The 12,432-nt window shown below is 53.8% G+C and carries 13 protein-coding genes and 1 riboswitch; of the genes, 6 read left to right on the forward strand and 7 right to left on the reverse strand.

Annotation, left to right across the window (positions count from 1 at the left end):
* Positions 1 to 124 precede the first annotated feature (124 nt).
* Genes thiE through tenA form a run of 4 tightly spaced genes read right to left on the reverse strand, consistent with a single transcriptional unit; the run spans position 125 to position 3,381 of the window.
* Positions 125 to 790, reverse strand: coding sequence for a thiamine phosphate synthase (gene thiE, locus ACPV3A_RS08085; protein ID WP_426199080.1), 666 nt, complete (start codon positions 788 to 790; stop codon positions 125 to 127).
* On the reverse strand, positions 787 to 1,803 hold the full coding sequence (gene thiD, locus ACPV3A_RS08090) for a bifunctional hydroxymethylpyrimidine kinase/phosphomethylpyrimidine kinase (protein ID WP_426198793.1): 1,017 nt from the start codon (positions 1,801 to 1,803) through the stop codon (positions 787 to 789). The genes thiE and thiD overlap by 4 nt, the downstream gene beginning before the upstream one ends.
* The gene (thiM, locus tag ACPV3A_RS08095) at positions 1,800 to 2,642 is read right to left on the reverse strand and encodes a hydroxyethylthiazole kinase (RefSeq protein ID WP_426198795.1); all 843 of its coding nucleotides are present in this window, start codon (positions 2,640 to 2,642) and stop codon (positions 1,800 to 1,802) included. The genes thiD and thiM overlap by 4 nt, the downstream gene beginning before the upstream one ends.
* 52 nt (positions 2,643 to 2,694) lie before the next feature.
* Complete coding sequence (gene tenA / locus ACPV3A_RS08100) at positions 2,695 to 3,381, reverse strand: thiaminase II (RefSeq protein ID WP_220686393.1); 687 nt, start codon at positions 3,379 to 3,381, stop codon at positions 2,695 to 2,697.
* 139 nt (positions 3,382 to 3,520) lie between these two features.
* A riboswitch (TPP riboswitch) is annotated at positions 3,521 to 3,624 on the reverse strand.
* A gap of 262 nt (positions 3,625 to 3,886) precedes the next feature.
* On the opposite strand from tenA, the gene ACPV3A_RS08105 reads away from it, so the two are divergent.
* The 3 genes from ACPV3A_RS08105 to ACPV3A_RS08115 all read left to right on the forward strand — a co-directional run bounded on the left by ACPV3A_RS08105 (position 3,887) and on the right by ACPV3A_RS08115 (position 5,685).
* A complete protein-coding gene (locus ACPV3A_RS08105) occupies positions 3,887 to 4,387 on the forward strand; it encodes a VOC family protein (protein WP_426198797.1) in 501 nt (166 codons plus the stop codon).
* Between the two features lie 141 nt (positions 4,388 to 4,528).
* Positions 4,529 to 4,849 (forward strand): hypothetical protein, encoded by a 321-nt coding sequence (locus ACPV3A_RS08110; RefSeq protein WP_426198799.1) that lies wholly within the window; start codon positions 4,529 to 4,531, stop codon positions 4,847 to 4,849.
* A gap of 521 nt (positions 4,850 to 5,370) precedes the next feature.
* Positions 5,371 to 5,685 carry a hypothetical protein gene (locus tag ACPV3A_RS08115; RefSeq protein WP_194541172.1) on the forward strand — a complete coding sequence of 105 codons (315 nt, stop codon included), beginning with the start codon at positions 5,371 to 5,373 and terminating at the stop codon, positions 5,683 to 5,685.
* Between the two features lie 507 nt (positions 5,686 to 6,192).
* Here the strand turns inward: ACPV3A_RS08115 and ACPV3A_RS08120 are convergent.
* Positions 6,193 to 7,218, reverse strand: coding sequence for an ABC transporter substrate-binding protein (locus ACPV3A_RS08120; protein WP_220686397.1), 1,026 nt, complete (start codon positions 7,216 to 7,218; stop codon positions 6,193 to 6,195).
* Between the two features lie 197 nt (positions 7,219 to 7,415).
* Here ACPV3A_RS08120 and ACPV3A_RS08125 point away from each other — a divergent pair, with 197 nt between their 5' ends.
* The 3 genes from ACPV3A_RS08125 to ACPV3A_RS08135 are packed head-to-tail and all read left to right on the forward strand — an operon-like array spanning position 7,416 to position 10,329.
* Entirely contained in the window at positions 7,416 to 8,399 is a 984-nt protein-coding gene (locus ACPV3A_RS08125) for a FecCD family ABC transporter permease (protein WP_216533128.1), read from the forward strand.
* Positions 8,396 to 9,442 (forward strand): FecCD family ABC transporter permease, encoded by a 1,047-nt coding sequence (locus tag ACPV3A_RS08130; protein ID WP_426198802.1) that lies wholly within the window; start codon positions 8,396 to 8,398, stop codon positions 9,440 to 9,442. The genes ACPV3A_RS08125 and ACPV3A_RS08130 overlap by 4 nt, the downstream gene beginning before the upstream one ends.
* Before the next feature lie 20 nt (positions 9,443 to 9,462).
* Positions 9,463 to 10,329, forward strand: coding sequence for an ABC transporter ATP-binding protein (locus ACPV3A_RS08135; RefSeq protein ID WP_426198804.1), 867 nt, complete (start codon positions 9,463 to 9,465; stop codon positions 10,327 to 10,329).
* A 332-nt stretch (positions 10,330 to 10,661) separates the two neighbouring features.
* On the opposite strand, the gene ACPV3A_RS08140 is transcribed toward ACPV3A_RS08135, so the two are convergent.
* The gene (locus ACPV3A_RS08140) at positions 10,662 to 10,844 is read right to left on the reverse strand and encodes a hypothetical protein (RefSeq protein WP_113060721.1); all 183 of its coding nucleotides are present in this window, start codon (positions 10,842 to 10,844) and stop codon (positions 10,662 to 10,664) included.
* Between the two features lie 82 nt (positions 10,845 to 10,926).
* Positions 10,927 to 12,426 carry a DHA2 family efflux MFS transporter permease subunit gene (locus tag ACPV3A_RS08145; protein ID WP_426198807.1) on the reverse strand — a complete coding sequence of 500 codons (1,500 nt, stop codon included), beginning with the start codon at positions 12,424 to 12,426 and terminating at the stop codon, positions 10,927 to 10,929.
* Between the last annotated feature and the right edge of the window lie 6 nt (positions 12,427 to 12,432).

The raw sequence follows: 12,432 nt of genomic DNA on the forward strand, positions 1-12,432 counted from the left end.
GCATGTTGAGGGATAAGCTGAACATATACAGTAATTTAAAATCAGACGTGAAAAATAGAGTGCCGAAGAAATTCGACACTCTTGTTCATGATCCTTATCATGACCCTCTTACATTTTAAAAAATTCATTCGGTTGCACAGCGTATCTTTCCTATAAAAGCCTCCACAGCCTCTCGCGCCGACTCCGCTCCCGTCACGGCGGATATCACGGCGACGCCATCCGCACCCGCCCCCATCACTTCCTCCACGCGCTCCACGGTAATCCCGCCAATCCCAACAATCGGCAGGTGGATGCCAGCTTCGCGCATTTCTCGAAGGATCGCTGGGCCTTGCGCAGCCTTGGCATCATCCTTCGAGCGGGTCGGATAGATCGGGCCGATACCAAGATAATCGGCGCCGTGGAGAATGGCGCGCCTGGCTTCCTCAACAGAATGGGCCGAGACGCCCAGTATCCGATTGCCGATCCGCTTACGTACCGAAGCCGCAGATTCATCGTCCTGGCCGATGTGCACGCCGTCGGCGTTCAGCTTCAGTGCCAGCTCCACATCATCATTGACGATGAAGGGTACGCCCGCTTGGCGGCACTGATCCTGGATCCGGCGAGCCAGCCGGATCATCGGCTCGCCAACAAGTGCGCCCTGTCCCTTCTCGCGGAACTGGACCATGGTCGTGCCGCCGGCCAATGCATCCTGCACGACCCGGCTTGGCTCGACGATGCAATTCACGCTGCCAAGTACGAGATCCATCCGTAGATGCTGCCTCATCATCTCGGGTGTCACTCTGCCCGTCATCGCAGCACCTCCTGATGGCGGCGACGATACGCCCAATGATTCGTTGGGCCGTGTCCCTGTCCCAGGTTTAAGCCGTCCTCAATGGCCGCCTGGATGAATGTGCGCCCGTTCTGAATGGCATCGAATGCACTCAAGCCTTTGGCCAGGCCTGCGGTAATCGCGGCAGAGAAAGTACAGCCGGTACCATGCGTATGAACGGTATGAATTCTTTGTCCATATAATTCTGTAAAGGCGATACCATCGTATACGAGGTCCATGACTGGAGGACTGTCGGGATTACCGAATCTGTCATCGTTCTTGATCATGGGGGAGCGTCCCTCATAAAACTCCCCGTTATGGCTGGCGGTTCTTATTTGGCGATACGTACTTTCGGACTGAGACAACTCTTCCTGCTGCGTACCCGCCGCCATAGCTGATCCCCTGTCTCTTTCGTGATCCGCAACTTCACCGCCGCCGGTCATTCCCTCGTCATGGCCGCCTTTGATCACAACGATCTTGGGCCCCAGATCCTGGATACGTCTCGCCGCTTCCTTCCGATCTTCCTTCGTGCGGATACGCATCCCCGCCAATACTTCGGCCTCCGGTATATTGGGAGTGACAATTAACGCCAGCGGCAGCAAGTCCTCTCTTAAAGCCTGCACTGCTTCGCTTTGCAGCAGCTCCGCTCCGCCCTTGGCGATCATCACGGGATCCACAACGACCTTCTCCCAGCCGAATGCCCGGATCCGGTCAGCAGCCAGTCGAATGATCTCGGCATTGAACAGCATGCCTGTCTTCAATGCATCGACTCCGAGGTCCGAGCCAACCGCTTCAATCTGCTCCGCAGCTGCTTCGGGAGGCAGCGGATATACGCCGTGAACCCCCAATGTGTTCTGCACCGTGATCGCCGTAATCGCTGACATGCCGTATACGCCAAGCTCCTGGAAGGTTTTCAGATCGGCTTGAATGCCGGCACCGCCGCCGCTGTCAGACCCCGCAATCGTCAGTGCCCGAGGAACGTGAGACTTGCTCATCGTGCGCCACCTGCAGTGGACGCTTCCGCTTCCCGAACAGCGGCATAGCCCTCCAGCGAGCCCGGATGAAGCTTTGCCAGCTCATCCAGGAAAGCAATCTGGAAGCTTCCCGGTCCCTGGTCCGCGGTTCGCTCTGCAGCTCTCGCCGCCGCGGCCCCGTAGAAGGCCAGGCCCGCCGTACCGGCAAGCAGCAGGTTTGCTTCCACTGCGGCAAAGGCACCCAGCACCGAGGTCAGCAGGCACCCTGCGCCGGTCACCTTCGTGAGCAGAGCATCCCCGCCGGTAATGATACGTACTTCGATTCCATCGGTAATCACGTCCTCTTCACCGGTAATGGCCACGATCGTGCCTAATCCGCGCGCAGCCCGCACGGCCAGCTCGGCATGATCACTGCCCGTGCTGTTGCCAGCGTCTACGCCTTTGATCTCGCGGGCCTCCCCGACAAGGTGAGCGACTTCAGCCGCATTCCCGCGCACGAGCGATACCTTCACCTCGCTTAGAATCCGCAGCGCCGACTCCGTCCGAAAACGGGTTGCTCCCGCACCGACCGGGTCCAGCAGGACCGGCACGCCCTGTGCGTTCGCCGATTGTCCGGCTATGATCATCGCATCCACAAGCTCGCGATTCAGCGTGCCGATGTTCAATACGAGCGCGCCTGCGATGGCGGCCATATCCGCCACTTCCTCCGGCGCGTAAGCCATGACCGGCGACGCGCCCAGCGCGTACAAGCCGTTAGCCGTAAAATTCGTAACCACCACGTTCGTCATGTTGTGAACGAGGGGGCTCGTCTGCCGTACCTTTGTTAAAAGCGCCGAAACTTCATTTTCCCATGTATGCATATGAATCAGCCTCTCTTCGCTATATTGGAATTTATGAGCTAGTTAGGTCTCCTTACAGCACCGCAGCCTGCAGCGGCACCGGCCATTCCTCCTGCTTATAAGCCATATCCCAAAACATATACTCCAGCTGGCAGCTCAGCATAAAATGCTCCTTCATCCGTTCTCGCTCGGCTGCCGTCGCACGCTCCGCCCATTCATCGACACGGCTGCAGAACTTGGCTGTCGCGTCTTCCCCCCGGTTGCCGTAGAAATAAATCCAGTCGTAGAACGGATGGGATTCATCCGGCTTCACTTCATCCAGCAGCTTGCGGCCAATCTCCAGGTAGGTCCACGGGCAAGGCAGCAGTACGGCCATAATCTCGCCCAGACTGCCCTCATGCGCCACTGTAAGCATATGACGGATATAGTGATGAGCGGACGGAGCCAGCGGATAGCCTTGAAGCTCTTCGTAAGTCACCCCGGCGGCTGCGCAAAAATTCTGATGCGGATGCACCTCGCTATGCAGGATGAATGAGATTTGTTCGTTAAAGGTTGCGATCTCTTCGCGGCTGGTCGATTTGGATATGGCGATGCCGTAAATCCGCATGTAGGCGTTCAAATACTCAAAATCCTGCTTCACATAGTGGATCAGCTGTTCCCGCGCCAGTTTCCCCTCGGCAATACCTTTTACAAAGGGATGATCGAAGATTGCTTGAAAAATGCCTCCCGCCTGCTGACGGAGCTCTTGCGTAAAACTCATTTTTGTCCCCACCTCCAACATATTGAAGAGCAGGAAGTCCATAAGACACGACTTTCCAGGCAACGCTAAAAAGCCACCCCGAAAACTGGAGCGGCTTCGTCAACAAGCCCGAGTGCGCCAAAAACGCACCAAGACCTTATATACGAAGGCTCCACTTTCCTACGCTAGTACGAACTAGATCAGGTTCAAAGGGTCCAAGATACGCTCTTGTCTCAGCCGCTAACGGCTCCCCTAGTGGACTTCCTATTCTTTTGTCTAATACTGTACATAGGTTTGTAGATGCTGTCAAACGTTAACGGTTCGCGGACAGAACCCCACGAGCGAAATCTTCCGTGATCGGTGGATCATGATGTTGTACGGTGGCAGAGGTCTTTCGCGAATAAAAAACGCCGGCTACCCAACACTTGTTTCAGAAACACTGACGCTGGGTTGTCATGTATTCCCCTACATAATGAGTACATAAACGTTATTCAAAAAAATGAAGTTTAAAGGAGCGAGCTTATTTATGACGAACCCATCAAAAGCGGTTAACCCCATTCCGGATGGCTACACCTCCGTGACACCATGGATTATCTCAAGAAACTCCACAGCGCTGATTGAATTCCTGGAGCAGGCTTTTCAAGCCGAAGAGTTAGCCCGCGTCTATGTTGGCGATGGTGTCATCGGCCATGCCGAGGTGCGAATCGGGGATGCCGTCGTCATGATGTTTGACGCGAAGCCGGAATGGCCGGATAGCCCGGCGTACCTCCGCTTATATGTTGAGGATTGCGATGCTGCTTACCAGCAAGCGCTCGCCGCAGGAGCCGTCTCGGTGACGGAGCCAACGAGTTTGTTCTTCGGCGACCGGGTGGGACGGGTACGGGACCCGTTCGGCAACTTATGGTGGATTCAGACGCGATTGGAGGACCTGACGCCCGAGGAGATGGAACGACGCGCCCAGGACACGGATTACATGAAAGCAATGACCTATGTTGCCGGAGCGGAAATCGTGGTGAAGATTTCGTAACAAGGTGAAGGGAAGCAAAAGCGTTATTTCAGGGAGAACATGGGTGGTTCGGTTCCCGGGGGTAGCGTGGATGGCTGTCGATTATGATCGATGTAGGGACCGGGTAACTCAGAGTAGCTATGGTTTAGAGGTAGAAACTGGGTGAACACAGAGTATGTAGCTGCTGCTGGGATTGGTGCGACTGCTGGGATTGGTGCGACTGCTGGGATTGATGCTACTGGGATTGATGCTACTGCTGGGATTGGTGCGACTGCTGGGATTGATGCTACTGGGATTGATGCTACTGGGATTGGTGCTACTGCTGGGATTGGTGCTACTGCTGGTATTGATGCTACTGTTGGTATTGATGCTACTGCTGTATTGGTGTTACTGCTGGGCTTGGTGCTATTACTGATCTTGATGCGGCTACTAGTCTTAGTGCGACTGCTCGGAGGGCAAGCGTACTGGGGATACGTTATTTAACTGAAAAGGCGTAATTTTCGAGAGCTAACGGACACCAGATACGCTATTTCTAGAATATGATGGTAAATAGGCACCTTTTTGCGGTAATAAGGGATCCTGTGTCCGTTAGTTTTAAGAATTGGGATCGAATTAGGCAAATAAGGGAACTGGTGTCCGTTAACAGGGGCCTTGATGCTAACTGCAGGTATTGAGGCTACTGCTGATCTTGGTGCTACTGCTGATCTTGGTGCTACTGCTGGTATTGATGCTACTGCTGGTATTTGGTGCTACTGCTGGGATTGGTGCTACTGGTCTTGATGCGGCTACTAGTTTTAGTGCCACTTACTCGAAGCAAGCGGACTGAGGATACGTTATTTAGCTGAAAAGGCGTAATTTTCGAGAGCTAACGGACACCAGATACGTTATTCATAGAATATGATGACAAATAGGCACCTTATTGAGGTAATAAGGGATCCTGTGTCCGTTAAGTTTAGGAATCGGAGGCGAATCAGGCAAATAAGGGAACTGGTGTCCGTTAACAGGTGGCCTTGGTGCTAACTACTGGGATTGATGCTACTTCTAGGCTACTGCTGGTCTTAGTGCTACTGCTGGTATTGATGCTACTGCTGTATTGGTGCTACTGCTGTATTGGTGCTACTGCTGTATTGGTGCTACTGCTGGGCTTGGTGCTGCCTGCTATTATTGGAGCTACTGCTGGTATTGTTGCTACTGCTGTATTGGAACTACTGCTGGGCTTGGTGGTACTGCTGGGCTTGGTGGTACTGGTCTTGATGCGACTACTAGTTTTAGTGCGACTTGCTCGAGGCAAACGGACTGAGGATACGTTATTTAGCTGAAAAGGCGTAATTTTCGAGTGCTAACGGACCCCAGATACGTTATTTCTAGAATATGATGGCAAATAGGCACCTTATTGCGGTAATAAGGGATCCTGTGTCCGTTAGATTTAAGAATTGGGCCCGAATCAGGCAAATAAGGGAACTGGTGTCCGTTAACAGGTCAGGGGAAGCGGTACGAAGAACGGAGCTGGCAAAGCTGTGCCGGTGAGTGGTGTGCACGTAGCTACATAAGCGGTGAGGCGGTGGTGCTGCACACGCAGCGATACTGGCCACGCTGCATAGCGGCGATGCTGCCGACGCAGCGATACTGCCTACGCGCGTCGCTAGCGATGCTGCGTTGCTGCCGACGCAGCGATACTGCCTACGCTGCGATACTATCCACGCTGCGATACAAAAAAGGAGGCATTCCAAAAGATCTTAGATCTTGAGGGATGCCTCCTTTTTTTGCTTTTTCCTAGCATCATCCGCTATACGACAATACTAGCCTGCTGCATTCGTCTTCATTCATTACTGAATGCCGTAAAACTCCTGAAGCTGGTCAATCATCAAATTCGCTGCCAGGATGCCGCCTGCTGTATTCCAGATGGCATCGTCCACTTTGTGGGCCTGGCCGTTCTTAACGACGTTCAGGTTTTTCCACAGTGGATCGTTGATCCATTCCTGCTCGGTTTGGTTGGCGCCGCCATCCCCGGTTTCATAGGTGAAGTAGAATAGTCTGTCGGCTTCCACCTCAGGTAAACGCTCCTTCGTGATCTCGTCAACGAAATCGTCCTTGGCGTTCTTGGTCATATCGTTGCGGGCAATGCCGATTTTATCGAAAATAACGCCCGAGAAGGTATTGGTATGGTACACGCGCGTCTTGCCAGCCATGAAACGGACCACGGAGACGGTCTCATCCAGCTTGCTTCCGGCCTTCTCTTTGAAATCCTGAATCCGCTTGTCGTATGCAGCCAATAGCTCTTCGCCTTCGGATACCTTGTTCAGCGCTTTGGCATACAGCTCAAAATTGTTCTGCCACTCGCCGCGAAGATCCTCAGCAAAAACAGTCGGCGCGATCGCCTTCAATTGCTCGTATACTTTCTCCTGACGCATCTTGTTGCCGATAATCAGGTCCGGCTGCAGGCCGGCGATCAGCTCGATGTTCGGCTGGCTCTCTTCCCCGACAACGGTAACGCCTTCCATCTGGTCTTTAATATGCGGATACCATGGGTCGCCTGTCCAGGATCTAACGGCACCTACAGGCTTCACGCCCAATGCGAGAAGCGCCTCGGTTCCTTCGTTCGTAAGGACGACAACCTTTTGAGGCGTTCCCTTGATCGTCTCCGTCCCCATGGCATGCGTAACTTCATACGATTCGCCGCCGGCTGCAGCGCCGCTGTTGCCCTCTGCGGTTTTCGTTGTGTCGCTGCCCCCATTGTTTGCATTTTCTTTTGCGGGGCTTGCTCCGCACCCGGCAAGAATCACGATCATGATCAGAGCCAGCAAGCTAAACTTTAGGCCTCTCGTTGGTTTATGTGCCACTTTTTTTCCCATTCCTATCTAAATCCCCCTTGTGTCATATCCCTCTACTTGAAAATCATTATCAATCACTGATTCAAAACTATAAAGGGTTTCATGAAAAATATCAAGATATTTATGAGAATGATTATCAAGCTCATTGACAGATGGGGTCCCTTCACCTAAAATTCATATGAACTTAATTATTCATGGACTTAAGAAAGTGAGTATATATGCGCGTATTCGGACTATTCATATCGCTATTGGCGCTAGCTGCTGCCGTCATGGGCAGCATCGCATTTGGAGTAACGAACATACCTCTTCATCAGGTATGGGAATCGTTCACTCACTTCAACGGGAGCAACGAGCATCTGATCATTCTCACGGCAAGACTGCCCCGGGCGCTCATTGCGCTTGCCGTGGGAGCATCCCTGGCTGTTGCGGGTGCGCTCATGCAAGTCATCACGCGCAATCCGATTGCATCGCCCAGCACGCTGGGCGTAAACTCCGGTGCGGCCTTCTTCATTATTATGTCGGCGGGTTGGCTGGGCATCAGCGGACTCCAATCCCTTACCTGGGTCGCTCTGATCGGAGCCGCGGTAAGCGGCGGTATTGTGTTTTTCCTGGGCAGCATCGGCAGGGACGGCATGACGCCGGTAAAAATCACCCTCGCGGGTGCCTCCATAGCCGCCTTCTTCCATTCCCTGACGCAGGGATTGATGCTCTCCGATGGCAAAATGTTCGACCAGGTGCTGGTATGGCTGGTCGGTTCGGTAGCCGGACGCGATTTGAACCAACTCGCAGCCGTGTGGCCGTACATGACCGTTGGCATGCTGGCTGCACTCCTGCTGGGCCGTCATCTGAACGCCCTCTCCATGGGTGACGACATCGCCCAGAGCCTTGGGCAAAAAACAGCCCTCATTAAGCTGTTAGCGGCAGCGGCCGTTATATTGCTGGCTGGAGGTTCCGTTGCCGCTGCTGGACCTATCGCATTCGTCGGAATCATCATCCCGCATATCGTTCGGTATTTAATAGGAAATGATTATCGCTGGATTCTGCCTTACAGCGCGGTGCTGGGCGCACTTTTGCTGGTGACGGCCGATCTCGGTTCCCGATATATTGCCATGCCGAAGGAAGTCCCGGTTGGCGTGATGACCGCAATCATCGGCGTGCCGTTCTTCGTGTACATAGCCAGGAAAGGAAGACGAGCACAATGAGTAAACACCGCATATTCCGCTCCAGGAACGCGAAAGTATCGTTTATGCTGGAGAGAAGAACACTATGGGTATGCCTAATCCTATTCGTGCTTTGCATCGCCGCCATGATTATTAGCACAGGAACAGGAAGCCAGTTTGTTTCGCCGCTTCATGTCATAAAGGCATTGTTCGGCGATGCTCCGCCCATGGAGCAGGTCATCGTCATGCAGCTAAGGCTGCCTCGAATTATTATCGCCGTGCTGATCGGCGCCGCTCTCGCGGTGGCGGGAGCTATTCTGCAGGGCGTCATCCGCAATCCCCTGGCCTCCCCCGATGTCATCGGCATAACGGAGGGAGCATCGCTTGGGGCGGTTCTCTTCATCTTCATATTTACGGGCACCGTATCGATCCATTGGATGCCGCTATTCGCCATCCTTGGTGCCTTTTTCATTACCGGTCTATTGTACGTGCTAGCCTGGAAAAATGGCGTATCGCCGCTGCGGCTCGTCCTAATCGGGATCGGAGTATCGGCTGCCATCAAATCGATCTCCTACATGCTGATCATATCCGGACCGCTGCAGCTGGCCGACCGCTCCCTTACTTTTATGGCAGGCAGCATTTACGGTATGTCCTGGGATAAGGACGTTATGACCCTGCTGCCTTGGGTAGCCGTACTTCTACCGCTTACTTGGCTGCAGGCCCGCAATGTGAACATTCAAGCCTTAGGAGACGACGTTGCCAGCAGCACAGGCGCGCAGGTTCAGAAGCAGCGTCTGATCCTAATCGGACTCAGTGTAACTCTGGCCGGAGCTGCCATCTCGATCGGCGGCGCCATCGCCTTCATCGGACTGATGGCACCCCATATGGCCCGCAGGCTGGTAGGCCCCAACTTCGGAAGCGTACTGCCGGTCAGCGCCCTGATCGGTGCGATTCTACTGCTTGTCGCCGACCTGGTAGCACGGACGGCATTTCTGCCGCGAGACGTGCCGGCAGGTGTATTCACCGCTGCGATCGGCGCGCCGTTCTTCCTCTACTTGCTGTATCGTAACCGCAATCGATTCTAGAACCGAAAGGAGCTGGCGTCATGAATACGCTGGAAGCAAAGGGATTGGGTCTGTCCTATGGGGGAGACTTTATATTCGAAAATCTGGATTTAACCGTGCCAATAGGTAAAATCACCGTGTTTATCGGCAGCAACGGCTGCGGCAAATCCACTTTGCTGCGCTCCATGGCCAGGCTGCTGAAACCGCAGCGCGGCTCGGTTGTACTGAATGGAGCCGATATCGCAAGCTTGTCCACGAAGGACGTGGCGCGTAAGCTCGCAATTTTGCCTCAGGGACCTACCGCCCCGGAAGGATTGACAGTCATGCAGCTGGTAAAGCAAGGACGCTATCCATACCAGAGCTGGCTTCGTCAATGGTCACGCGAGGATGAGGAAGCCGTCGCGGCGGCGCTGGCATCCACAGGTTTGACTGAACTGGCTGACCGTACGGTTGACTCGTTATCCGGCGGCCAACGCCAGCGGGCTTGGATCGCGATGACGCTGGCACAAGAGACGCCGCTCATTTTGCTTGATGAACCGACCACCTATCTGGATTTAACCCACCAGATCGAAGTGCTCGATCTGCTGTATGAATTAAATGTTCAAGAGCAACGGACCATTGTCATGGTGCTGCATGATATCAATCTGGCCTGCCGCTATGCCGATCATATCGTCGCCATTCGCGACGGAAGCATCAAGGCCAAGGGCGCACCGGGAGAAATCATTAATTCCGAGCTGATGCAAACCGTGTTCCAACTGCCGTGCGAGATTATTCCGGACCCGTTGTACGGGACCCCGATGTGCGTCCCGCGCGGAAAAGGCATGCGCAGGCCTTCAGCCGTCAAGCTAGAACCAGCGGAACCAAAACAACCAACTACGCCACCCGCCCCTGAACTGGCACCAGTGTAGCATACATGTAATTAAGCCGGCTCCCTTCCGCATTCAAGCGGGAGGAGCCGGCTTTTTTTATTTGGGCTATTCTCGCAGTATGGTGCTATTATCTAAAACAGGTCTTTGCAAACCAAGACATGAGGGCAGCCGGAACGGCGGAGAGACTGAATAAGTGTATCGGCTTTAACTCATCGATCATTTTTGAAAACAACAACCGACAACGTGCGTTCTGGAAACTTGCCGACACAAAGAAAGACCGCCCTAGCCATCAGGGCAGTCACTGTATTTGGAATTAGTCTTAAACATAGGATTTGTCTGCCACTGTTAACGTCTGCTTCGCTGGCGGCACATCATGACCATTTACCTACACGCAGGTCTTTTTTCCTTTGGCGATGCGGGAGTACTTTGAACAGCTTGGACTTTTCACGTTTTCGCTGTTCCAGCAGGTTCTTTACCCCTCGCATCAATATCCGGTACCTCATCTCATCCTCGTGGCCGAACTTGCGCATCTCGTCAAAATACTCGTCTGTCATCCTATCACTCCAGCTGTATAAGTCTATAGAACTAGAATATAGGACCGAACTATACAATTTCTAAACAAGACTGGGTTGCACGTTAAGCCGATGGCTCTTGCATAGCTGAGCTGCCGGCAGCCTTCAAGGTTTGCTTTCTTCGCCGGAGGAGAAGAGCCAAGGGGATGGCCAGTGCAACCAGCCCGCTTGCCACCAGGAACACATCATCAATGCTCCTCGTGTAAATGATCCGATGCAGCCACTCCTTGGTTTCGCCTAAAGTAGCGTTAGACAATCTGCCTTCATGCACGTTCAATCGCGCATAGAACAGTGACGTAAACATGCCCAGCGAAATCGAGCTGAACAACTGCCGCAACCAGTTCAGCAGCGCCGACGCATGGCCCGATTCCTGCTCCGTGACCGCTGCCATCGCTGCGCTTGTTGCCGGGGAAATAGCCAGGCCGGAGCCTACATTGCGGATACACATCCAGATCATGACGGTGATCAGCGTCGTTTCCATATGAAGCCTGCTGAATCGGAAGGTCGTGACGAACAGGATCAGGCTGCCCAGCGTAATTAGCAGAGCTGGTCCCCAAGAGGCATACCACCTCCCTGACAGGAAGGTAGCGATGGTGAGGCACGCCGCAGCCGGAAGGAACAGCAACCCGACCTGGAAAGGAGACAGACCCTGGATTTCCTCCAGAAACAGCGGGATGAAGTAAACACCGGAATAGAGCGCGAAGGTTAATATGAGCGAAACAGCCAAGCTGATCGCAAAGGCAGTATTGCGGAACAATCTTAGATTCAGAAGCGGCTCACTTGTTCGCAGCTCAACCCGGACAAACATCATCACACATAGACTGCCTATGATCAAGCATCCCCATGACAGAGGGGATTGCAGCCCCCATGCATGTATATTGCCAAAAAGCAGCAGCAGGACCAGACTTCCTACCGTGGCTAGAACAAGACCGGCCACATCCAGCCTTTTCCGAACAGCGGTAAACCGGGATGGGAGCAGAAGCAGGCCGGCTATCCATGCAGCCGCTCCAATCGGCACCGTAACCAGAAAGATCCAACGCCAATCATGCTGCTGAAACCAGCCGCTGAGCGAGGGGCCGATGGCGGTGCCGAGCACCGTCGAGAACGACCATACGCTGACCGCAAGCGGTTGTCTTTCCCGCGGGAGCGTCTGGTAAATCATCGTCAGGGAGATGGGGTGAATCAGCCCGCAGAACAAGCCTTGAACCATGCGAAATCCGATGAGCGCATAGATGTTCCATGACAACGCGCACAGAATGGAACCTGCCGTAATTCCCGCAAGGGACAACAAGAACATGGATCTGCCCCTGAAACGGTCCACGAGGTATCCGCTCACCGGCGTTATCATCCCGCAGGCCAGCGAGAACCCGGTAATCATCCACTGTACCGTGCTCAGCTCGGCATCGAATATGCCGATAAAACCTGGGAGAGACACATTGAGTGATACGACGTGGTACATGCCGGCAAACGATCCGAGAAACAACGTGATCAAAAGCGGCCAGAATGGAAGCTCGGCCTGCCCGCTGCCAGTCTTCGCCCGGAAATGGCCCGTATTTATGGACATATCTTA

The sequence above is a fragment of the Paenibacillus sp. Dod16 genome, assembly GCF_049893405.1.
GTDB lineage: Bacteria > Bacillota > Bacilli > Paenibacillales > Paenibacillaceae > Paenibacillus_AQ.